This is a genomic window from Paraburkholderia fungorum (assembly GCF_900099835.1).
In the GTDB taxonomy this organism is placed as follows: domain Bacteria; phylum Pseudomonadota; class Gammaproteobacteria; order Burkholderiales; family Burkholderiaceae; genus Paraburkholderia; species Paraburkholderia fungorum_A.
In genome coordinates this window covers 2,775,909-2,797,491 of sequence record NZ_FNKP01000002.1, presented here as the reverse complement: position 1 = coordinate 2,797,491, position 21,583 = coordinate 2,775,909, and the positions used below count along the sequence as shown (strand labels likewise).

21 protein-coding genes are annotated in these 21,583 nt (G+C 63.6%); 11 read left to right on the top strand and 10 right to left on the bottom strand.

The window, feature by feature from the left end:
- Nucleotides 1-195: 195 nt before the first annotated feature.
- From BLS41_RS28450 to BLS41_RS28440, 3 genes are all read left to right on the top strand, one after another.
- Complete coding sequence (locus BLS41_RS28450; protein WP_253189784.1) at nucleotides 196-5,133, top strand: response regulator; 4,938 nt, start codon at nucleotides 196-198, stop codon at nucleotides 5,131-5,133.
- 104 nt (nucleotides 5,134-5,237) lie between these two features.
- Nucleotides 5,238-5,927, top strand: coding sequence for a nitroreductase (locus tag BLS41_RS28445; protein WP_074770811.1), 690 nt, complete (start codon nucleotides 5,238-5,240; stop codon nucleotides 5,925-5,927).
- A gap of 54 nt (nucleotides 5,928-5,981) precedes the next feature.
- Entirely contained in the window at nucleotides 5,982-6,293 is a 312-nt protein-coding gene (locus tag BLS41_RS28440) for a high-potential iron-sulfur protein (protein ID WP_074771244.1), read from the top strand.
- 28 nt (nucleotides 6,294-6,321) lie between these two features.
- On the opposite strand, the gene BLS41_RS28435 is transcribed toward BLS41_RS28440, so the two are convergent.
- Together BLS41_RS28435 and BLS41_RS28430 are read right to left on the bottom strand one after the other, a co-directional pair.
- Nucleotides 6,322-6,672, bottom strand: coding sequence for a DOPA 4,5-dioxygenase family protein (locus BLS41_RS28435; protein ID WP_074770810.1), 351 nt, complete (start codon nucleotides 6,670-6,672; stop codon nucleotides 6,322-6,324).
- Nucleotides 6,673-6,707: 35 nt separating this feature from the next.
- A complete protein-coding gene (locus tag BLS41_RS28430) occupies nucleotides 6,708-7,181 on the bottom strand; it encodes a GNAT family N-acetyltransferase (protein ID WP_074770809.1) in 474 nt (157 codons plus the stop codon).
- 410 nt (nucleotides 7,182-7,591) lie between these two features.
- Here BLS41_RS28430 and BLS41_RS28425 point away from each other — a divergent pair, with 410 nt between their 5' ends.
- The 3 genes from BLS41_RS28425 to BLS41_RS28415 all read left to right on the top strand — a co-directional run bounded on the left by BLS41_RS28425 (nucleotide 7,592) and on the right by BLS41_RS28415 (nucleotide 9,870).
- Nucleotides 7,592-7,999: a hypothetical protein gene (locus tag BLS41_RS28425; protein WP_074770808.1), complete on the top strand. Its 408-nt coding sequence runs from the start codon at nucleotides 7,592-7,594 to the stop codon at nucleotides 7,997-7,999.
- Nucleotides 8,000-8,122: 123 nt separating this feature from the next.
- Nucleotides 8,123-8,392 carry a DUF1488 family protein gene (locus BLS41_RS28420; protein WP_074770807.1) on the top strand — a complete coding sequence of 90 codons (270 nt, stop codon included), beginning with the start codon at nucleotides 8,123-8,125 and terminating at the stop codon, nucleotides 8,390-8,392.
- A gap of 1,004 nt (nucleotides 8,393-9,396) precedes the next feature.
- The gene (locus tag BLS41_RS28415; RefSeq protein WP_074770806.1) at nucleotides 9,397-9,870 is read left to right on the top strand and encodes a hypothetical protein; all 474 of its coding nucleotides are present in this window, start codon (nucleotides 9,397-9,399) and stop codon (nucleotides 9,868-9,870) included.
- A gap of 110 nt (nucleotides 9,871-9,980) precedes the next feature.
- On the opposite strand, the gene BLS41_RS28410 is transcribed toward BLS41_RS28415, so the two are convergent.
- Nucleotides 9,981-11,933 carry a hypothetical protein gene (locus tag BLS41_RS28410; protein ID WP_074770805.1) on the bottom strand — a complete coding sequence of 651 codons (1,953 nt, stop codon included), beginning with the start codon at nucleotides 11,931-11,933 and terminating at the stop codon, nucleotides 9,981-9,983.
- A 430-nt stretch (nucleotides 11,934-12,363) separates the two neighbouring features.
- Here BLS41_RS28410 and BLS41_RS28405 point away from each other — a divergent pair, with 430 nt between their 5' ends.
- The 4 genes from BLS41_RS28405 (at nucleotide 12,364) to BLS41_RS28390 (ending at nucleotide 15,042) form a co-directional block, all read left to right on the top strand.
- Nucleotides 12,364-12,717, top strand: coding sequence for a YciI family protein (locus BLS41_RS28405; RefSeq protein ID WP_074770804.1), 354 nt, complete (start codon nucleotides 12,364-12,366; stop codon nucleotides 12,715-12,717).
- 147 nt (nucleotides 12,718-12,864) lie between these two features.
- Nucleotides 12,865-13,281, top strand: coding sequence for a YciI family protein (locus tag BLS41_RS28400; RefSeq protein ID WP_074770803.1), 417 nt, complete (start codon nucleotides 12,865-12,867; stop codon nucleotides 13,279-13,281).
- A 51-nt stretch (nucleotides 13,282-13,332) separates the two neighbouring features.
- Nucleotides 13,333-13,764 (top strand): VOC family protein, encoded by a 432-nt coding sequence (locus tag BLS41_RS28395; RefSeq protein WP_074770802.1) that lies wholly within the window; start codon nucleotides 13,333-13,335, stop codon nucleotides 13,762-13,764.
- Between the two features lie 3 nt (nucleotides 13,765-13,767).
- Nucleotides 13,768-15,042, top strand: a complete 1,275-nt coding sequence (locus tag BLS41_RS28390) for an RNA polymerase sigma factor (protein WP_074770801.1) — start codon at nucleotides 13,768-13,770, stop codon at nucleotides 15,040-15,042.
- Nucleotides 15,043-15,078: 36 nt separating this feature from the next.
- Here BLS41_RS28390 and BLS41_RS28385 read toward each other — a convergent pair whose 3' ends face one another.
- The 6 genes from BLS41_RS28385 to BLS41_RS28360 all read right to left on the bottom strand — a co-directional run bounded on the left by BLS41_RS28385 (nucleotide 15,079) and on the right by BLS41_RS28360 (nucleotide 19,786).
- On the bottom strand, nucleotides 15,079-15,696 hold the full coding sequence (locus BLS41_RS28385) for a LysE family translocator (protein ID WP_074770800.1): 618 nt from the start codon (nucleotides 15,694-15,696) through the stop codon (nucleotides 15,079-15,081).
- A gap of 76 nt (nucleotides 15,697-15,772) precedes the next feature.
- Nucleotides 15,773-16,351, bottom strand: coding sequence for a DUF4337 domain-containing protein (locus tag BLS41_RS28380; RefSeq protein ID WP_074770799.1), 579 nt, complete (start codon nucleotides 16,349-16,351; stop codon nucleotides 15,773-15,775).
- A gap of 209 nt (nucleotides 16,352-16,560) precedes the next feature.
- Nucleotides 16,561-16,737: a DUF1427 family protein gene (locus BLS41_RS28375; protein ID WP_074770798.1), complete on the bottom strand. Its 177-nt coding sequence runs from the start codon at nucleotides 16,735-16,737 to the stop codon at nucleotides 16,561-16,563.
- Nucleotides 16,738-16,800: 63 nt separating this feature from the next.
- Complete coding sequence (locus BLS41_RS28370) at nucleotides 16,801-17,766, bottom strand: quinone oxidoreductase family protein (protein ID WP_074770797.1); 966 nt, start codon at nucleotides 17,764-17,766, stop codon at nucleotides 16,801-16,803.
- 147 nt (nucleotides 17,767-17,913) lie between these two features.
- Nucleotides 17,914-18,723, bottom strand: coding sequence for an AraC family transcriptional regulator (locus tag BLS41_RS28365; RefSeq protein WP_074770796.1), 810 nt, complete (start codon nucleotides 18,721-18,723; stop codon nucleotides 17,914-17,916).
- A gap of 118 nt (nucleotides 18,724-18,841) precedes the next feature.
- On the bottom strand, nucleotides 18,842-19,786 hold the full coding sequence (locus tag BLS41_RS28360) for an AEC family transporter (RefSeq protein WP_074770795.1): 945 nt from the start codon (nucleotides 19,784-19,786) through the stop codon (nucleotides 18,842-18,844).
- A gap of 122 nt (nucleotides 19,787-19,908) precedes the next feature.
- On the opposite strand from BLS41_RS28360, the gene BLS41_RS28355 reads away from it, so the two are divergent.
- On the top strand, nucleotides 19,909-20,775 hold the full coding sequence (locus BLS41_RS28355; RefSeq protein ID WP_074770794.1) for a LysR family transcriptional regulator: 867 nt from the start codon (nucleotides 19,909-19,911) through the stop codon (nucleotides 20,773-20,775).
- Between the two features lie 7 nt (nucleotides 20,776-20,782).
- On the opposite strand, the gene BLS41_RS28350 is transcribed toward BLS41_RS28355, so the two are convergent.
- Nucleotides 20,783-21,433 (bottom strand): VC0807 family protein, encoded by a 651-nt coding sequence (locus tag BLS41_RS28350; protein WP_074770793.1) that lies wholly within the window; start codon nucleotides 21,431-21,433, stop codon nucleotides 20,783-20,785.
- Nucleotides 21,434-21,583 lie beyond the last annotated feature (150 nt).

Here is a 21,583-nt window from a genome sequence, read left to right as displayed (position 1 = left end):
AAACGCGCAAAACCTCGCAAATCCCCGCCGTATCGGGCGTTCACGCGCCGTCTCTCCTTCCTCCGCGATGCCGCTCCATGCGAGAATCGCGCTATATCTATGGCGTCGTTCTCGTTAGTGGTCCGTCGGACCCGGGCACCGCTTTTGCGACGCCGGTCCGCATGAATCGAATGCCGCCGCGTGAAGGAGATCGCGTTGAAAGAGCCGGACCGTTTCCTGCCTGATGCACCCCCCGCCGAAGTTGCCGCGCCGTCGTTTCTCGCGGGCGGCGGCGAACTGGGCGCATTGATCCGTGCTTATGACTGGAGCCGCACCGAACTCGGCGATCCCGACACCTGGCCGCAAGGACTGAAGATCGCGATCCGCATCATGCTCACGTCGCGGCAGCCGATCTGGATCGGCTGGGGCAAGGAGCTGCTCTACTTCTACAACGACCCGTATAAATCGATCATCGGTGGCAAGCATCCGGTTGCGCTTGGTCAGCCGACGCACGTCGTGTGGCGTGAAATCTGGTCCGACATCGAGCCGCTGCTGAACACTGCGCTCGCGGGTGCCGAAGGCATTTTCGTCGAGCAGAAGCTGCTCATCATGGAGCGCAACGGCTTTCCCGAAGAAACGTATTACACGTTCTCGTACAGCCCGATTCCCGGCGATGACGGCGAGCCCGGCGGCATCATCTGCGCGAATAGCGACGACACCGCGCGGGTGGTCGGCGAGCGGCAACTTGCGCTGCTGAAGGAACTCGCGGCGGCGAGTCCCGATGGACGCGACTGGCGCGAGGCGTGTCAACTGAGCGCGGCGGCGCTGCGCACCAATCCGCAAGACCTGCCGTTCGCGCTGCTCTACGCGGGCGCTCCCGGCAGCGATACGGTCACGCTGGTCGGGGCGAGCGGCATTGTGCCCGGGCAGCCCGGCGCGCCCGAGTCGATGCGGCTCGACGGCGACGGTAATGACGCGCCGTCATGGCCGGTTGCCGACGTGGTCAGGATTCAGGCGCCGCAAATGGTGCGCGGTCTGATCGAGCGTTTTGGTGCGGCGTTACCAGGTGGCCCGTGGCATCTCGCGCCGGAGCAGGCAGTGATTCTGCCGGTGTCGGCGGGGAGCGAAACGGCGCATACGGTGGTGCTGGTCGCGGGTCTGAACCCGTGCCGTCTTTTCAACGACGAGTACCGCAGTTTCCTGAACCTGACGGCCGGTCAGATCGGCGCGGCAATCGGCTACGCGCAGGCGTATGAAGAGGAGCGGCGGCGCGCGGAAGCGCTGGCCGAAATCGATCGCGCGAAGACAACGTTCTTCTCCAATATCAGCCACGAATTCCGCACGCCGTTAACGCTGATGCTCGGCCCGCTGGAGGAGTTGCTGGCCAGGCCGCCGTTGCCCGTCAGCATGGACAACGACGCGCAACACGCTAACCCCGACGACCGCGCGCTGATCGAAATCACGCATCGCAATGGCTTGCGTTTGCTGAAGCTCGTCAATGCACTGCTCGATTTTTCGCGGATCGAAGCCGGGCGCATGCAGATTCACCCGCAGCCTACCGATATCGCGTCGTTCACCGCCGAACTCGCGTCGCTGTTCGAGTCGGCGATTCAGGCGGCGGGCTTGCGGCTCGAATTGCAGATTCCGTCGCGGCCCGTTATTGCGCGGCTCGATCGCGAGATGTGGGAAAAGGTCGTGATGAACCTGCTGTCGAACGCGTACAAGTTCACGTTCTTCGGCACGATTCGTGTGGCCGTGCAGGCTACGGAAGACGGTGGTGTCGAGGTCAGCGTGGCGGACAGCGGGATCGGCATTGCACAGGAAGAAGTGCCGCGCCTGTTCGAGCGTTTTCATCGTGTGGCGGGTGCGCCGGGCCGTTCCGTCGAAGGCAGCGGCATCGGACTCGCGATGGTCCAGGAACTCGTGAAGCTGCATGGCGGCACCGTGCGGGTCGACAGTGAATTGGGTAAGGGCGCTTGCTTTACCGTCGCGTTGCCGCGCGTCGCTATGCTGCCGCCAACCGGCGACGAGGCGGTGCGCGCCGCGATGAGCCCGAACGCGCGAACCTATGTCGACGCCGCTTTGCGCTGGAGTCCCGAGAACGAAATTCTCGCCGAGGACGTGCCGCAAAACCCGACTGTGACGGCCGGATCGACAAGTTCTGGACACGCGTCCGCCACGCCCGCGCATCTGCTGGTCGTCGACGATAACGCCGATTTGCGCGAATACATGAGCCGCATTCTGCGCGCAGCGGGCTACGACGTGCACCTCGCCACCGACGGTGAAGCGGCACTCGCGGCCGCGCGCGCTGACCCGCCCGATCTGGTGCTGTCGGACGTGATGATGCCGCGCCTCGACGGCTTCGGGCTGCTGCGCGAACTGCGCGCCGATCCGGTCTTGCGCGAAACGCCGGTGGTGATGCTGTCGGCGCGTGCGGGCGAAGAAGCCAGGGTCGACGGCATCGAGCAGGGTGCCGACGACTATCTGACCAAGCCGTTTTCGTCGCGCGAACTGCTGGCGCGCGTGGCGGGCAATCTGCAACTCGCGCGCTTGCGCCGCGAGACCGAAATGAAGCTGCGCGAGGAATCGCGCACACTCGAAATTCTCAATCGCGTCGGCTCGACCGTGGCCGCCGAACTCGATCTGAAGCGCGCTGTGCAGATCGTCACCGACGCCGCCACCGAACTCACCGGTGCCGCGTTCGGCTCGTTCTTCTACAACGTGCTCGACGAGCAGGGCGGCAGCTACATGCTGTACACGCTGTCCGGCGTGCCGCAAGACACGTTCGAAAAGTTTCCGATGCCGCGCAACACGGGCGTGTTCGCGCCGACCTTCGGCGGCGAAGGTATCGTTCGTTCCGACGACATCACGAAAGACCCGCGCTACGGCCACAACGCGCCGCATCGCGGCATGCCCGAGGGGCATCTGAAAGTGCGCAGCTATCTCGCGGCACCGGTGCAGTCGCGCAATGGCGAAGTGGTGGGCGGGCTGTTTTTCGGCCACCCGGAATCGGGTGTGTTTACCGAACGCGCCGAGCGGATCGTCGCCGGGATCGCCGCGCAGGCCGCGATCGCTATCGACAATGCGCGCCTCTACGAAGCCGCGCAACGCGAAATCGCCGAGCGCACCCGGGCGCAGAACGCGTTGCGCGATCTGAACGAAACGCTGGAGCGTCGCGTGATCGAAGCAGTGACCGACCGCGACCGTTTGTGGGAACTGAGCGAAGACCTGCTCGTGGTGGCCGATATCGAAGGGCGCCTGCAGCGCGTGAGTCCGTCGTGGAGCAGCATGCTCGGCCACAACCTGCACTGGCTGAAATCGCGTTCGTATGTCGATCTGGTGCATCCCGACGACATCGGCATTGTCGGCATGCATCTGGCCGAACTGCGCCGCACGGGCGTGCCGGTGCGCTACGAAAACCGCTTCAGGCGGATCGACGGCACGTGGCGTTGGGTCGCGTGGACGCTCGCGCTCGACCCCGACACCGAGCGCATTCACGGCGTGGGCCGCGACGTCACGGCCGACAAGGAAACGACCGAGGCGCTGTATCACGCCGAAGAAGCGTTACGCATGGCGCAGAAAATGGAAGCGATCGGCAAGCTCACGGGCGGCGTCGCGCACGACTTCAACAACCTGCTGCAAGTGATCGGCGGCAATCTGCAACTGCTGGCAAAAGACGTGGCCGGTTCCGAGAAACCCGAGCAACGGGTGCGCAATGCGCTCGCCGGCGTCGCGCGCGGCGCGAATCTCGCGTCGCAATTGCTCGCGTTCGGGCGGCGTCAGCCGCTCGCGCCGAAGGTCGTCAACCTCGGCCGCTTCGTGCGCGGTCTCGACGACATGCTGCGGCGCGCGCTGGGCGACGGCGTCGAAATCGAAACCATCGTGTCGGGTGGGTTGTGGAATACGCTGGTCGATCCATTCCAGGTCGAAAACGCACTGCTGAATCTGGCGATCAATTCGCGCGACGCGATGAACGGACACGGCCGGCTCACGATCGAAGCCGGCAATGCCGCGCTCGACGACGCCTACGCCAAACGCAACGCCGAAGTCACGCCGGGTCAGTACGTGATGCTGGCGGTCACGGATACGGGCGCGGGCATGTCGCCGGAAGTGCGTGAGCGTGTATTCGAACCGTTCTTCACGACCAAGCCGGAAGGACAGGGCACCGGGCTCGGATTGAGCATGGTGTACGGCTTCGTCAAGCAGTCGGGCGGCCACGTGAAGATCTACAGCGAACGGGGGCACGGCACCACGATCCGCGTGTATTTACCGCGCGTGCGCGAGGAAGAAGATCTCGAAACGAATATCGACGCCGGTCCCGCGAAGGGCGGCAGGGAAACGATCCTCGTCGCCGAGGATGACGAAGAAGTGCGCACGACGGTGGTCGAGATGCTGTCCGACCTCGGTTATCGCGTGCTGAAAGCGAAGGATGCGCAAAGTGCGCTGGCAATTGTGGAAAGCGGCGTGCCGATCGACATTCTATTCACCGACGTGGTGATGCCCGGCCCGTTGCGCAGTACCGAACTCGCGCGCAAGGCCCGCGAGCGTTTGCCGTCGATCGCAGTGCTGTTCACGTCGGGCTATACCGACAACGCGATCGTGCATTCGGGGCGGCTCGACGAAGGCATCGAGTTGCTCAGCAAGCCGTACACGCACGAAGCGTTGGCGCGCAAGGTCCGCTATGTATTGCAGACGCAGAATCCGCAGGCAGTGGAGCTTGCCGAACTCGAGCAGGAGCGTTTGCAGATCGATCCACCGGTTACGTCGGCGAGTGCCGACAGCTTTACCCCTGAGGTACGCATGCGAATTTTGCTGGTTGAAGACGATGAACTGATCCGTGTCAGCACGGCCGAATTGCTACGCACCTTCGACTTCGACATTCTCGAAGCCGAAGGCGAGGAAGACGCGAAGCGAATACTCAGCGAGCACGCGATCAACGTGATGCTGACCGACGTAGGGCTGGCGGGTAAGTCGGGCGTCGATCTGGCAATGGACGTATGCCGTGAGCGGCCGGATCTGCGAGTGATCTTTCTGACCGGCTATGACCTCGTGCTGACGCCGGAGCAACGTGAGGTTTTGCCGCACGCTATCTCGCTGCGCAAACCTTACGAACTGACGCATCTGATCGACGCACTGAACGCGCCGCAGAGCTGAGATTCGCGGCCGCACCGGAGCGTGCAGGGCTGCGAGCGGAACCTCGCCCGCTCGCGCTAGAATTCTCGCAACCTTCAATTTGCAGGCTCTGCCGGAATCCGCCGATGACCACCCCTGCCAATCCCGTCGACGCTGCGCTTATCACGCGGCGTTCGATCCGCGCGTTTCTTCCCACGCCGGTGCCGCGCGCCGAGATCGAGGCCATTCTCGAAGCCGCCGGCCGCGCGCCGTCCGGCACCAACACGCAGCCGTGGAAAGTCTATGTGGTGACGGGTGAATCGCTCGCGGGTCTTTCGCGCGATCTGCTCGCCGCTTACGACGATCCGCAACGCGACGCGCTGTATCACGAGGAATATCCGTACTATCCGCAGCGCTGGGTGTCGCCGTATCTCGACCGGCGGCGCAAGATCGGCTGGGACCTGTATGGGCTGCTCGGTATCGAAAAGGGCGACAAGGCGCGCATGCATCAACAGCACGCGCAGAACTACCGTTTCTTCGGTGCGCCGGTGGGTCTGTTCTTCACCATCGACCGCGTGCTGGAGCGCGGCAGCTGGCTCGACTACGGCATGTTCCTGCAGTCGATCATGACGGCGGCGCGCGGACGCGGACTCGATACGTGCCCGCAGGCCGCGTTCACGCAGTTTCATCGGGTGATTGGCGAGCACCTCAAGCTGGACGAAAACGAGCAACTGGTGTGCGGCATGTCGCTCGGTTACGCCGACGAACACGCGCTGGTCAACACATTGCGCACCGAACGCGAACCGGTCGAACGGTTCGTGCGTTTCATCGAATAACCATAACCATTGCGCGCGCGAACAGCGCGCCCCCACCTTACCCGGACCACTATGATGAAAACATCGCGCCGTCAATTTCTGATGCTGGGTGCGGGCCTCGGCTCATCGCTCGTTTTAAATGGCACGGCATTCGCCGACGCGGCCAGCACGCTCAGCGAATCCGACCCGGCTGCGCAGGCAGTCGGCTATACGGAAGACGCATCGAAGGTCAATAAGGCGAAGTTCCCTACCTATGCGGCCGGACAAACGTGCGCAAGTTGCTCGCTGTTCCAGGGCAAGGCCACGGACGCATATGGCGGCTGCACGTTGTTCGGCACCAAGCAGGTCGCGGCGCGCGGCTGGTGCAGTTCGTACTCGACAATGTGACGCCACAGCGCGTGCGGCCTCTGACAGGCTAGCCAAACACCTTCAGCACAAGCTCGTGCGAGCGGCCGATCCAGACGGCCGCATCGCGATGATCGCGCAATGCGTTGCCGGTATTCGGATGCATGAAAATATCGAGCGCGCCGTGGTTCAGCGTGAGCCAACCCACCACGTCCGCAAATTGCGTTTGCGTGAATTCGAGCTGAAACGACCACATGGGATGCGGCCCGACCGGTCGCTCATGGAAGCGGCCGATCTGCAGCTTGTCGTTCCAGAAGGCTTCGATCTGTTCGCGGAATGCCCATGCGGCGTCGCGGCTGGTCGAATCGAAATAGATGTGAGCATGCCAGCTTGAGATGGCAGAGGTGTCGCGAAGAGTCATTACAGGTCCATTGTCTATCTGGCTTTATCCGACATTCATTCTGCTTCAGTTTCCGCCGACGTGCGCGCCGCGCGCCTCATGTGAAACTGTGTCTCATCTTCGCCGACGATCTCGAAGCCGAGCCGATCGTACAGCCGTTTCGCGGGATTGCCCTTGAGCACCTTCAAGGTGACGGGCAATGCGTCGGCTTCGGCGGCACGCAGCACAACCCGTAGCGCGCGTTCGCCAATGCCGCGTCCTTGCAGCGCAGGCGAAATCTGGATTTGCACGACGACCCATTCGGCGTCCGTGCGATGCGCTTTCAGCAAACCGGCGGGCACGCCGTCGAGACATATCACCTGCGCTGCGTCGTAACGATGCAGCAGACGCGCGCGATGCGCGGCGTCGTCAGCCGGTTCGCCGACGCGCTTCAGGTGGCCGGTCATCGTGGCTTTGCGCAATGCGAACAGGAAGGCTTCGTCGGCGGGAAGTGCCTGGCGCAGCGTGAGGTTGGGCTTCGGGTCGGACATGTCGGTGATGTTCTGCGCGGGTGGTTGATCCGGCTACCAGGCCGGTTAGTAAGAATGGTCGTGAATTGTCGTGTTGGCAGCGCTTTTTTACCACGGGCTCATGTTTCGCTCTCTCGATCAGGGCACCCGACGCGCCTGTGTGTTTCCCGCGCAGAAGGTCGTTTTCACGGGCCGTCGGCCGGTATCGGCATGCGGCGCGTCAGGCGCGGTGTGTGTTTGCGCGGTATCAGACAGAGCGCGACCGGCGCTTGAGTTCAGATCACGATATCAGGCGCGATACGGTTCGTACTCGTTGGCATGCGCTTTGCTTTTGCCTCACTCGCGCAGTGCCGGCACGCGCAGGTTAGAGATGTCGTACGCGAAACGTCGTACCTCCGAGGAACGGGGCCAACCCTGCATAAAAACGAAAAATGCTGAACACGAAACCACACACTGTCACGCGCGTAGTCGATGGCGAAGCCGTCACGCTCGTCTTTTACCCTGATACCGGGTGTCTGCGTTTTGCGGGTGCCCGAGGCGTCTGCCATGAATTGCGGCCGCCGCATTCATGGCTCGCGATGTCGGCCGCCGCGCGCGGAAAATGCCGTGACGCGCAGGCGGTGACCCACGGTTTGAGCATGCTATTGGAAGACTTTTGCGCGAAGCGTCCGCGCTGGTTGAGCGGCCCGGAACGTGTGTCGGCTGATGAGGCTGCTTTCGAGCCTGCTCGTGAATCCGCTTACGAGCGAGATTACGGCACTGCGCAGCAAGCGGTTCGCGAAGCGACGCGCGATGCCGCAGGCCAGTTCGCCGATTTGCGTATTCGTGCCACGGCGTAACGGTCGCGCTTGGCGCGTCGACCGATACGATTCGATGAACGTGTCTGCGGTTATATTCAGTTTTCCCGACGACGTTTCGTTTTACACGGCGGGCAGTTTTTTTGTGATCTAGCGAGGTGGGCCATGGAAGTAATCGAGCTTGAGCCTAGCGTCTCGGCAGATGGACGCGCAGTCGTTTTCCAGCTTTCGACGCGCGGACGGGACCTCGAATGCGCGGTCACGCGCGAGGCGTTGGAACAACACTTCTGGTTGCAACGCGGCGCGGGCGAGGCGCGCATCCTCAAGGCGTTCGTGGATGGCCGCAAGCGCATTACCGCGGTTGCCGAAAGAAAGATGCTGGCGCGTCCCGGCGAAAAAGTTTTGCTGACCATCAGCGATTTCGCGGCGCGTTGAGATCGATTGAACGCTTATTTCGCGCGTGTTTCCGGCGAAGTTTCTTGCCGATACAAGCGCTCTGAATGAAACGGGCGACCCCGCAATCGGGGCGCCCGTTTCATTCACATCTGACGAAATAGTGCTGTTACACCCATTCGTCAAATTAGCCTGCCAAACTCCCTCGTTTCGCCCAATTGCATTCGCGCGGTCGCGCATAAACTGTTTTCCATGGCGCGACAAATCACCGAGCTCCATCGGCGCGGTCTCCCCCCGCGTTGTTTTGAACCGTACCGTTGATGGCAGTTTGCCGCGGTTGTCGAGCGGCAGGGCAATAATGCAGTAGGAAGTAGAAGCAAGGTAAATAACGCGTCGTTCATGCAATAGGCGCGAGATCAGCTGGGGGTTGTAGCAAAGGTGGTTGAAGGCGAAGGACCTGGTTTTAATACGAAGCACAGCAGTAAGTCAGTTAGCTCCGGTAATAAAGCTTTATGCAGTAGGGGTCGCAGTAACAGTAGCAATAGCAGTGAAAAGCAGTAACAGTATGAATCGGTCAGGCAGTACCGCTTTGACAGTGCAGCAAGTAAATGTTTTTGCATTCGTAGTTTCACGTTGCAACAGCTTTGTTTAGTTTTGGTGGTTATAGGTCGGCAAGCATCCACGCGCGAGTACGACTGTTCCATCCTGTCAGACCCTGTTCCCTCACCGGAACAGGGTTTTTTTTCGTTCAGAATGCGGCGGATAGCTTGCATTCGGCAGAATCGTGCCGATATACAGTCATTGCACTTCGCGGATGGACGCACTTCGTTCGGCCCGCGAACCGCAACGTGCCACGCGTGAAAACAGAGCAACGAAGGTTCGATAGTTCACGCCGGTATTAAAAGTTGCTTGCCTCGACGGCTTTGTGGACTCACATTAGAGGCCAGAGTCGCCGGTGCATCGGCGGCGTTTGTCATCGGAAACCACCGGAAAAGCGCCGGAATCCGCTGATAAAGCTGAGAGTTAGAGAAGGAGTCTGAAACAATATGTCCAGTAAATCGCGAGTCCGTAAGCCCCATCAGCCGGCCATGTCGCCGCTGCTGCGCGCGTTGACCTACAGCAGCACGTCGCACGAGCCGGTCACGTCGGCGATGCTGATGCAGAGCTACAGCGCCCTCGACGCATTCCGGCGCGGCCACGGATCGCGGAATCTGCACACCACGTTGAGCCGGCATTTGCTGGTGTCCCAAGAACTCGCGCGACTCGGCCTGGGCGACGAATTTCTCGCCGACATCGAGAGCGCGCATGCGGCGATGGTTCGACTCGACAAGCATGAGCACGACGGCGGCCTCTGGAGTCTGGAAGACAGCGACTACGCGCGTCTGTGCACCGGATTGGCGATTCTCGACGGCCAGTTGTCCATTGCGTCGCTGAGCGAGATCGCGAGCGCGGAGGCGAGGATGATCGAGGGCTTGATGAGGTCCGCGAAAGTCCATGCGATTGCCGAAGCGGCGGTGTGAGTCGCACGGCGTGTGTGCCGTGACGTGGGTGCCGCAAGCCTGACACCGCAAACACCGTTTCAAGCGCGCAATTGAAAAACGCCCCGAGGGGCGTTTTTTTTATGCGGCGATCAATCGTTGTACTGCGTCACATCGTAGTACTCGACGCCGCTCTGCCCACCTCCCAACTGAACCGCTCGCGAGCCGCCCGTGGTCAGCGCCGGGAACGGGCAATTCGTGCAGCTCTGCACGCCCTGTTGATTGACGCCCGCACTCACCGTCGCCTGATACTGGCCGGTCGTGGTGTTGGCCGGCACGCCGACAAAGAAGCCATCGACCTGCGAAGTCGAACCGCTCGCGACAGCGGCTGCCTGAATCTGCACCGACGTCACCGGATACGCGACATCCGCGCCATTCACGAGACTCGACCACGTGAGGCTCATCGCGTATTGCGTGCCGGCCAGCGAACCGCTCGGCGTCAGGAACTCGGTGGCGATGTCCGACAGCAGCGTCGGCCATTCGACCGTGCTGCCCGCCGCCGCATTCAGCGGACTGCCCGGATTGACGATCGACGACTGGCCCAGTTGCGCACCGTTCTGGTCGTAGAAGGTGACCGTGTAGGTCGAATAGAGCGGCACGGTGCTCGCGTCGACCGATGTTGCCGCGTAGGAGCCGCTCGTGGTCGGCGCCGTGAAACTCGCCGACGACGACAGCGACTTCCATGACCAGTTATACGACTCCGTATTGCTCGTGGTCGTGGCCGGGGTGACAGGCGCGGCGCTCAAGACCGCGTCCGACAGCCCCAGCTTGCTGCTGCCCAGTGCAACGCGCGGCATCAGCCAGACCGGCGACGCGAGGCCCGGACCCGTCACCGAAGCCGAATAGACCGTCGGATTCAGCGCCGTCGGAATTGAGATCGCGAGACCCGACTCGTAGCGGTTCACGTCGGCGAGGCGCGTGTCGAGGAACGTGCGGCGCTGGATCTGCGAGTTGATCGCGGCGGCGAATTGCGACTGGTTGCCGATCAGATCCCACGTGAGTTGCGAGCCGCTCGCGAGCGTCACCGGCGTGGCGAGCGGTTGCGCGATGCTGAAAAGCGCACCGCCGACGCCGCTTGCGAGCGTGAACGGCAACTGCACGAGCGCGAGTTGCTTGCCGTTGCGCGTGAAGAAAGCCAGCGTTTTCGGCGAACCGAAGACCGCGCCGGTGAAGGCCGCTTCCGTCGACGCGTGCCCGATGGCGAGATCGGCGGAACCGTTTTCGAGAAACGCGGAATCGATCGCGGGCGAGCACGACGTATTGAGCGCGCCGTTTGCCGCGCAGGCAGTCAGCAGCGAAGCGAGCGGTTCGAGGTAGTTGGCCGCGACCGTGGGCGCGACCAGCGTCGTCGACGAGGTGGTTTTCGTGTTCAACGCGATGGTGGTGCCGGGCGCGGCGTTCGATACCAGCATCGAGCCGCCGTTGGCCGCCGCAACAACCGACACCGTGTCGATGACCGCGTCCACGCCCGTGTGGTTAGGCGTGAACGCCGTACCGACCGGATCGAAGCCCGCCGACGTCACGCCGTTCTGCGTGAAAATATTGGCGAGGATCGTGTCGAGCGTGATGGTCGCAAGTTGCACGGACGGCACGGTCACCGCCGCAAGTTTGGACGTGGTCGCGAGATCGGCCGGATTGCCGGAAGTGGTCAGCATGGCGGCGAGCGCGGTGGTCAACGTCGTGACGTTGACGGTGGCGGTCGCCTTGCTCGGCAACTGCGCCAGCACCGCCGACAACGGCGCCGAGATGCCGCGCGCATCGGTGGCGACGAACAGGAGCGGCGCGGTCATGCCCTTCACCGACATCGTGTACGCGCCCTGGGCGTCGGTGGTCGCGGTGGCCTGGGTGCCGGTGGCATCGGTCAGCGTGACAGTCGCGCCGGCCAGTGGGCCGCCTGTCGCCACCGTGCCGCCGACCGAGGTCGTGGTAACCGTCGACGACGAACCCGACGACGGGTCGGAACTGTCGCCGCTACAGGCGCTGAGTTGCAGGAAGGCAAAAGCCACGGCGGCTGCGATGCCGGTGCGCACTGACGTTCGATGCATGAATTTCCCCGATACCCGGATTATTTGATTCGCGTGCTGATTGCGTGCAATACCGGCAGATTTTGCCGAATAAGGATGCCTGGCTATGCCGCGTGGCGTGGTCGGCGCTAATGCGGATTATCCAGTGTGACTAAAAGATAAAACGGCAATTTCACGGCGAGCTTTAGCGAGTTCGGAGAATACTTCAAAGCGGCGTTAATGTGTCGGACGACAAATGTTAATGCGCGCTCTAAATGGCGCTGACGAGTCTCCGTAAGAAAACGCCATTAACCGCTGAACGAGGTTTGCCGCAGCCAGAAGCGCTTGCTAGACTGCCTTTCGCCTGGCCGCTGTCGTTGTCTTTTTTGGCGCCGTCGTTGGCGTATTGGCGACAGATAGCCCGGCTCCTGCACGACGTCCGCTTTAGCGGCGCGATCAATTTGGAGACGCCATGTCTTATCTGCTGCTCATCGTCGAACCCCCGAATCAACGGATCGAACGCGGCGAGGCGAAAGGCCGCGAGGTCTACGCCCAGATGGCCGACTTTGCCGCCGGTCTGAAGGAGCGCGGCAAGCTGCTGGCGGTCGAATCGCTCGTTTCCCAGAATGACGCCGTGCGCGTGCAGGTTCGCGACGGTCAGCCGAAATTGCTCGATGGACCCTTCGCCGAGGCCAAGGAAATGATCGGCGGGTTTTTCCTGCTCGATTGCGAAACCCGGCAAGAAGCGGTCGAGATCGCGCAGGCGTGTCCTGCGGCGTCATGGTGCACCGTCGAAGTTCGCAAGGTCGGGCCATGCTTCATCTGAAGTCGCGCTTTAAAGGGCGATCGGTTTAAGGGTTTTGCCTGGTCGGCCGATTTGGGTGTCGATCCGGCTGCGCGCCGCTCGTCGTGTGAGTAAGGGGCCAGCCAGAGAACGCGGCTCCTCACCTCACGACGACAAGGAGAAGTGGCGATGCGTTTCATGATCCTCGTAAAAGCGACGGCCGCCAGTGAAGCCGGCGAAATGCCCGACGTCTCGCTGATTGCGGCAATGGGCGCGTATCACCAGCAACTGGCGAACGCCGGCGTGCTACTCGACGCCACCGGATTGCAGCCGAGTTCGAAGGGCTGGCGCATTCGCTACAGCGGCGGCCAGCGCACGGTGGTCGACGGGCCGTTCCCGGAGACCCAGGAACTGCTCGCCGGTTACACGCTGATTCAGGTGCGCTCACGCGAGGAGGCCATGGAGTGGGCGCGGCGCTTTCCTGCGCCGTTCGGCGAAGGCGCCGATGGGGAGATCGAGGTGCGTCAGTTGTTTGAGCTCGACGACTTCGAGTCCGGCCCGGAGATCGAACGGTTTCGCGATCTTGAAGCGACGCGACGCGAATAGCGTTGCCAGCAAACGGTGCCCCGATTCAGCACGCGCTCAAAGGACTCCATCATGCACAAGCAGATTTACGTCAATCTCGCCGTCGACAATCTCGACCGCTCGAAAGCGTTTTTCAGCGCGATCGGCTTCCGCTTCGATCCGCAATTCACCAATGCGCAGGCCGCGTGTCTGATCCTCGGCGACAACATTTACGCGATGCTGCTGGTCAAGCATCTGTTTGGGTCGTTCACGCGCAAGGCGCTCTGCGATCCGCGTGAGAGCACCGAGGCGCTGGTGGGTTTGTCGTGCGAAAGCCGTGGCGAGGTGGATGCGCTGGTCGCGAAGGCGCTCGCCGCCGGTGGTTCCGTGCCGCGCGCGCCGCAGGATTTCGGCTTCATGTACGGGCACGGTTTCGAGGACATCGACGGCCACATCTGGGAGTTGATCCATATGGACCCGGACGCGCACGCAGCGGCTCAGGCGGCCGCTCAGGTGACAGGCTAGGCTGTGACGGTACTGGCCACCCATCGTGCCATCGAGGCAGTCTGGCGGATCGAATCCGCCAAGGTCATCGCCCACGTCGCGCGGATCGTGCGCGATGTCGGGCTTGCCGAGGAACTGGCGCAGGACGCGCTGGTGTCCGCGCTCGAACATTGGCCGGACGCGGGCGTGCCCGACAATCCGGGAGCATGGCTAATGGCGACCGCGAAGAACCGCGCGCTCGACCGCTTGCGCCAGGAAGCGCTGCATGCGCGCAAACGCGAAGAGCTGGGTCACGATCTCGACGCGCAGGAGGCGCATCTCGTCCCCGATTTCGTCGATGCGCTCGATGCCGCGCGGGCCGACGACATCGGCGACGATCTGCTGCGGCTGGTGTTCACCGCGTGTCACCCCGTGCTGTCGACGGATGCGCGGGTCGCGCTGACGCTGCGCCTGCTCGGCGGCCTCACCACCGATGAAATCGCCCGCGCATTCCTGGTGCCCGAGCCGACCATCGCGCAACGAATCGTGCGCGCCAAACGCACGTTGTCGGCGGCGAAAGTGCCGTTCGATGTGCCGCAGGCGGACGCGCGCGCGCCGCGTCTCGCGTCGGTTCTGCAGGTGATCTATCTGATTTTCAACGAAGGTTATTCGGCGACCGCCGGCGACGACTGGATGCGTCCCGCGCTCTGCGAGGAGGCGCTGCGGCTGGGGCGCGTGCTCAGCGGTCTGGTGCCGGACGAGAGCGAAGCGTACGGCCTCGTCGCGCTGATGGAGATTCAGGCGTCGCGCACGCGTGCGAGGACCGACGCGCAGGGGCGTCCGGTGCTGCTGCTCGATCAGGACCGCAGCCGCTGGGACCCGCTGCTGATTCGTCGCGGTCTCGCCGCACTCGGCAACGCGTATGCGCTAGGCGGCGCGGGTGGTCCGTATGCGTTGCAGGCCGCGCTGGCCGCGTGTCATGCGCGCGCCCGCCGTGCCGAAGATACCGACTGGGTGCAGATCGTCGCGTTATACGACGCGCTGTTGCAAGTCACACCGTCGCCGGTGGTCGCGTTGAATCGCGCGGTGGCGGTGGGGATGGCGTTCGGCCCGGCAGCCGGTCTGGACATCGCCGATGCGCTCGCCGACGATGCCGCGCTCGCCAACTACCACTGGTTGCCGAGCGTGCGCGGCGATCTGCTGGTCAAGCTGGGCCGGCTGGACGAAGCGCGCGCCGAGTTCGAGCGCGCCGCATCGATGACGCGCAACGCTCGCGAGCGCGAGTTGCTGCTCGAACGCGTGGGCGACCTCGAGCATTGAAACGCGGCCGCATCTGAAGCAGCCGCGTAGCGTCAACTAGCGGATCAGTTGACGCACGCCCAACGCGACGATCAACCCGCCGCATATCCGGTCGACCCACGCCTTGCTGCGCCGGTACGCCGATGCGATTCGCGAATGCGACAGCGTCAGCGCGACAAAGCCGTACCAGCTACCCGCCGTCACGCAGACCATGCCGAGCATCGCGGCAAACGTGCCGACGCTCACATGCGCCGGTGCAGCCGACGAGAACACGGCGGCGAAAAACGCCATCGATTTCGGGTTCGCGATATTGGTCGCGAAGCCTTGAGCGAACGACTGACGGAAGCCGCCTGCGGGCGCGTCAACGCTCGGCGCCGGTTTTCCCGCCGACGCGTTGAAGATCAACCGTCCGCCGAACCAGATCAGGTAAGCGGCGCCGGCCACTTTCACCGCCAGCGCGAGCCACGGAAACGCGGCGAATACGATGCCCACGCCGAGAATCGCGCAACTCGCCCAGAACAGATTGACCAGCACGATGCCCGCGACCACGGCGAGCGCTTCGAGTCGCGTCGCCGACGCCGCCTTGTGCGCGACCGCGACGAAGTTCGGACCGGGAATCACGACACCGGCGATGTACACGGAGAAAACGCCTAGAACGGCGGAACCATCGATCACAGCACACTCCTTATGTCGGACCTATGACGCCACGCGGAAAGCAGCGGCGCGCGCACGTCGTTATCCGCGTGACGCGTCACAGGCCGAAAAACGCAACGGCGGCGGTGACCACGCCCGCTGCCGCCACACCGAACGACAGGTTGCGCATCCAGTTCTTGCGCGTCAGCAGCGTGATCGCGCACAGCGCAATCGCGACCTGGATCAGCAGCGTGGCCTGCGCCCAGCGATGGTGGCCGTGCAGCAGCGCTTCGCTGTGGGCGTCGTTATCGAGCACTTCCTTCTCGATCTCCTCGGCCTTCGCGCGGATCGGCGCTTTCTGCTGCTTGTATTTATCGACGTCGGCGAGAAATTTGGTGTGCGCGTCGCTGTTGTTCGCCGACAATGCCGCGCCGAGTTCCGCGAGGTTTTCCTTCTCGCCCTTGGCCTGATAGTAGTTCCACTGGTTCGACGCTTCGGTCTTCTTGATCGCGGCTTCGTTCTTGTAGAACAGCGCCAGATTTTCGGCGTTGCCGCTCTGGTACGCACACAGCGCGCCGATCGTCGCGAGGATCGCCGTCATCACGGCCATGCGGCTCGCAAACGGGTCCGCGTCGTGATGACCGGCGTGTTCAACCGCATGGTCGTGCAGACCGTGCACTTCGTATTCTTCAGACATCCGATTCTCCGAGGCAATGCTTTTCTTGTGGCCGGGCTGGGCACCTGTGCGTAGCGCGCAAGGTGAGCGAACCGGCGGGGCTCAATCTTAGCGTGTGAGCACCGTGGATGGAAAAGCCGCGAGTTTGGAGAGCGGATCGCCGCCGAGGTTCAGTGCGATCGACGGCGGGTTTCAGCGGGCGGGCATGCAACGCGGCATCGTCGCCGTGTTCAATGAAGGCCCGTCGCGAACCACGTCCGCACGAACGGAATCAGATGCTCCCCGGCGAGCATGCCGAGCAGCCCGACCAGCGCGACGGTCGGCGGCGCGGGCGACTTTACTTCCATCACGCTGTAAATCAGGCCGACCACGACGCCCGCAGCCAGCGAAACCAGATACGCTTTCATGTTCGTTGTATCCCTTTGAGAAGGCGGTTCGTTACAGGTAACGCCCGCCGTTCGCTTTGGCCATTACATACGGATGACGACGCGTCCGCGCGTGCCGGCGGCCACGGCCTGATACGCGTCGCGGGCCCGTTCGAGCGGGAATTCCTGCGCGATCGCCGGCCCGGTCAGCTTGCCGCTTTCGAAGCCTTCGACCAGCGCCGTCATCAGCGGGGCCGATTCGGCGACGCCGAGTTTCGCGCTGTCCACGCCGAGCAACTGTGTCTCGTTGTGATAGAAATCGATCAGGTCGAACTCGACACGGCGCTTACCCGTTCCGCTGATCTCCAGCACGCGGCCACGGCGTTTGACGAGACTCAGCGCGGTCTCGAAGGCGACCCCGCCGACGGTGTCGTACACCACGTCCGCGCCTTCGCCATGGGTCAGCGCACGCAGCTTGTCGGTGACGTTTTCGTCGAACGGAACGTAGTCGTCGATCAACCTGCCTGCCGGGGTAGCCGCATCGAGCGGATGACGGTCGACGGCAATCACGCGCGCGCCGCGCGCTTTCGCAATCTGCACGACCGCCCCGCCGACGCCGCCGCCCGCGCCGATCACCGCGATGGTTTCGCCCGCTTGCAGATGCGCGTACTCGACCGTGCCGAGCCACGCGACCACGAAGTTCACGCCAATCGCGGACGCGGCGGCGTGGCTCAGCGTGGCCGGTTTGCGCGACAGCGCCGTGAGCGGAATCTTGATGAACTCGGCGTGCGTGCCGTCGCGGGTGAAGCCGATGTCGCCGCCCGTGCCCCACACTTCTGCGCCGAGCCATGCTTGCGGGCCGTCCACGACCACGCCGCTGAAGTCGCGGCCCGGCACGCGCGGCAACGTGGTGTGCTCGAAATGACCGGATACGTTTTTTACGTCGCTCGGATTGACCGATGCCGCCACGATGCGGACGACCGCGCTGTCCGCGTCGGCCTGGGGAGTGGGCAGATCGACGTAATCGAGTACGTCGGGGCTGCCAGAAGACTTGAACTGAATCGCTTTCATCGTGCGTGGCTCCTGATGGAATTGGCTGGATGCAATGACCGCATTGACTGTGTTTGTGCGGTGAATTAAGCGTCAGTCTAGGTGACCGGCGAAAAGGTATCAGGACAAAGACTTTCGATTTTCGGACAAAGCGGACGGAAGGAATGGCTAGTCGGCCAGCCCGGCCGAAGCCGCCTCGCTCAACGTGCCGCCCGGATCGAAGCCGGTCGGCGGCGCACCGAGTTCACGCCGGAACATGTCGCTGAAACTGCTCGGCTGAAAACCCAGCGACCGCGCGATGCTGCTCACCGACCGTCCTTCCGCGAGCCACGACACGGCTACCGCCAGTTGCACCTGCCGCCGCCATTCCGCGAAACCGATGCCCAGCTCGCGCGTGAAGAGCCGCGCCAACGTCCGCACGCTCGCGCCAGCGGAGGCCGCGTGTTGCTCGAAGCTGATTTCAATCGACGGATTCCCGATCACCGCCCGGCATAGCGCTTCGAGTCGCCGGTCCGACGCGTCGGGCAGCGCGATGCGCAGCGACGAGCGCGGTGCGTGCGCGAGCTCCAGCATTGCAAGGCGGTAGGCGGCGTCGAGATAGACCTGATCGCGGGCACAACTGTCCTCGTGTTCCGCGATCGACGTAATCAGCTCGCGCAGCAGGCCGTTGACCTCGAACACGTCGCTGCGCCGGCTCAGGTGTCCGACTGTGCGCTCGTGGAAATAGATGTTGCGCATCTCCACGTCGCTCATCATGTGGATCGAATGGAGCGTGCCCGCGGGCAGCCATACCGCGCGCTGCGGCGGCACGACCAGCGCTTCGCGGCCGACCTCGACCCACATCACCCCCGACACCGCGTACAGCACCTGCGCCCACGTATGCGAGTGAGGATCGATGCGCAGCCCGCGCGAATAATGCCGCGCTAGCGAGCGGGCATCGGCGTCGTCGTCGAGTTGGGGAGGGCGGGCTTTGGGCACGGCGGGTCGGAACGCGCTTCGCGTATCAGAGGGACGCGGACCCGGGCGGTCCGTGAGCGAAGCATAGCGCGATGCGGGAAGCCTTCGCTATGTCCGCGCACGGCGGTGAACGGCGGGTTCAGGTGTGATGGCCCAACACGATCAGGAGCAGCGAGATGGTGATGACCGAGCCGATCGTCGACAGCAAAATCACGCGCGACGTGATGTGCGCTTCGCGCCGGTAGAACTCCGCGAGCATGAACGGGCCGGTGCCGGTGGGCAGCGCGGCGAGCACGACGGCCATCTCGACCATCGTCGACGGCAGCCCGAACACGCGCGCTGCGAGCCACCATGTCAGCGCGGGTTGCACGACCAGCTTGACGCCGGTCAGCAGCAGCGAGATGCCGCCCGCACCTGGTTCGGCCGGTCGCTTTTCCGCGAGGAACAGGCCGAGGCTCACCAGCGCGCACGGACTCGCCGCGCCCATCAGCAGCTTCAGAAATGTCTCCGCGCTCGCCGGCAGCGCGACGTGCAGGCTGGCGAACAGCACGCCTGCAATCGGCGATACGATCAGCGGATTGCGCGCGAGTGAGGCCAGCACTTTCAGACCGAGCTTGTGCGGCCTGCGCTCGGTCTGCAAGCCGATTTCAATCAGCACGATGGCCAACGCAAACAGCACGCACGCGACGATGATCGTGGCGATCGTGCTCGGCGTGAGGCTCGCGGGGCCGAACGCGATCAGACCGAGCGGAAAGCCGATATAGCCGGTGTTCGGATACGACGCGGCAATCGCATCGACGCTGGCGTCGGCGAGATGGCGGCCGCTGATCAGGCGCGCCGCGAGAATCAGCGCGAATACGACTACACATCCAATCGAAAACGCCGCGACGAACGCCGGTTGATACAACTGCTGCCAGGTGGCATGCGCCATCGTGTCGAACAGCAACGCGGGCAGCGCCAGCCAGACCACGAACCGGTTCAGCTCCGACGCGGAATTCGGGCCGAGCACGCCGCTGCGGCGGCACGCAAAGCCCGCCAGAATCAGGCCGAAAACGGGGAGCAGAATCTCGAGAGTGGCGAACATCGGTGCAGAAAATGTGAGCGGATTGGCGAGCCGCCAGCGTAGTGGCTTACGTTGATACAATCAAATACCGTTTAAAGGCTTCGACAATACCTTTTTTGCATCGTCATTCCGGGAGGGGTTGAGTGATCGACATCAAGCCGCTGCGTTACTTCGTGACGCTTGCCGAGACGCGTCATTTCGGGCGGGCGGCGGCACGTCTGAATCTGTCGCAGCCGCCGTTGAGCCGGCAACTCGCGGCGCTGGAGTCGAATCTGGGTGTCACGCTGATCGAGCGCAGTCCGCGCAGCGTGACGTTGACAGCGGCGGGCGAGCGTTTTTATGCCGACGCGAAAGCAATTCTCGCGTCGGTCGAACAGGCGTGTAGCAACGCGCAAGCCGCCGCGCACGGCGACGCGGGCAAGCTCGCAATCGGCTTCACGATGTGCTCCGCGTACAACGTCGTGCCCGGCTATGCGCGCGCGTTCGGGGCCGCCTATCCCGAGGTCGCGTTGAATCTGCGCGAGGTCGTCTCGAACGATCTGGCCGCGCAACTGCTCGCCGGTCAGATCGACGCGGCCATCATGTTTCCGAATGTGCCCGACCGGAGCCTCGCCACCCGCACCATCGTCACCGAGCCGCTGTGCGTGGCGTTGTCGCGCAACCATCCGCGAGCGCGTGCGCGGCGCTTGAAGATCGGCCAGCTGGCAGGCGAACCGTTCGTGCTTGCATCGGAAGAAGTCGCGCCGATCCTGCGCGCGACCATTCTCGAACACTGCCGCTCGGGCGGTTTCGAGCCGGACATCCGCTTTGAAGTGCAATTGCAGCAGACCGTGCTGAGTCTCGTCGATGAAGGTGTGGGCGTTGCGCTGGTGCCGTCGTCGATGCGCAAGGCGCAACTCGCGGGCGTGGTGTTCCGGCCGCTGGTCGATGCGCCGTTGATCGAGCAGGTGCTGGCGTGGTCGCCGGCGAATCGTAATCCTTGTCTCGCGCGGTTTCTTGAACTGGCGTGAGGGTGCGTTATCCCGTCACGGGGGGATCGTCGTCAGGCGGATAGCGCAACGCGTCGCGTCTTATCAGCCTGCGGCACCAGAAGGTCCAGAGCGTCAGCCCGCCGTAGACTGCGTAACTCAGAAGCCGGGAAGCGAGCGCCGAGCGCGGATCGTTCGGCCAGTGCCAGACAATCGCGCTGCGCAGAATGTTTTCGCCCAGCATGCCGATGCCCCAGACGAGCGTCATCAGGCGGATGTAGGCGGCGAGCGTGGGGCGCTCGCGCCAGCGTCGCTCGAACAGATGAGCGCTGTGGGGATCTTCGCGCGACATCGTCGAGCGCGCGAGGTAGAACGCCAGCGGGCGCGGCAGCGCGAGCGACACCAGAAACGACGCGCCGATCATGCCCGACACCATCGGGTCTTCGAGCGACTTCAGCCGAACATCGCCGCCTGCGGCCAGTGCGATCAGCGATAGCGCGATGCCGGCCAGCACGAGCGCGCTGAGCGCGTCGAAATGACGGTAGCGCGCGAGGTCCAAAGTCATCCACGCGACCGGCGGGAGGGCCGATGCGACCAGGCCGCCTTGCAAGCCCCAGTGCGGGAACGCGAGCCGGTAAGCGAGCCAGGGGAGGGCGACGTTGACGAGCAGTGCGCTGAGGTAGCGCAGGCGGGGTTTCATCGGCGGGAGTTGGTGAGTTGGCAGGCGTGGCGATGTGAAGCCGGTCGCGCAGACATCTGCTGGCAGTGTAGGGCGAAGTCTGGTGGCTTGTCATGGGGCGGCCACGCAAATAACAAGCCGCCACCGCCGACAAACGCCTGGCGTGCACGA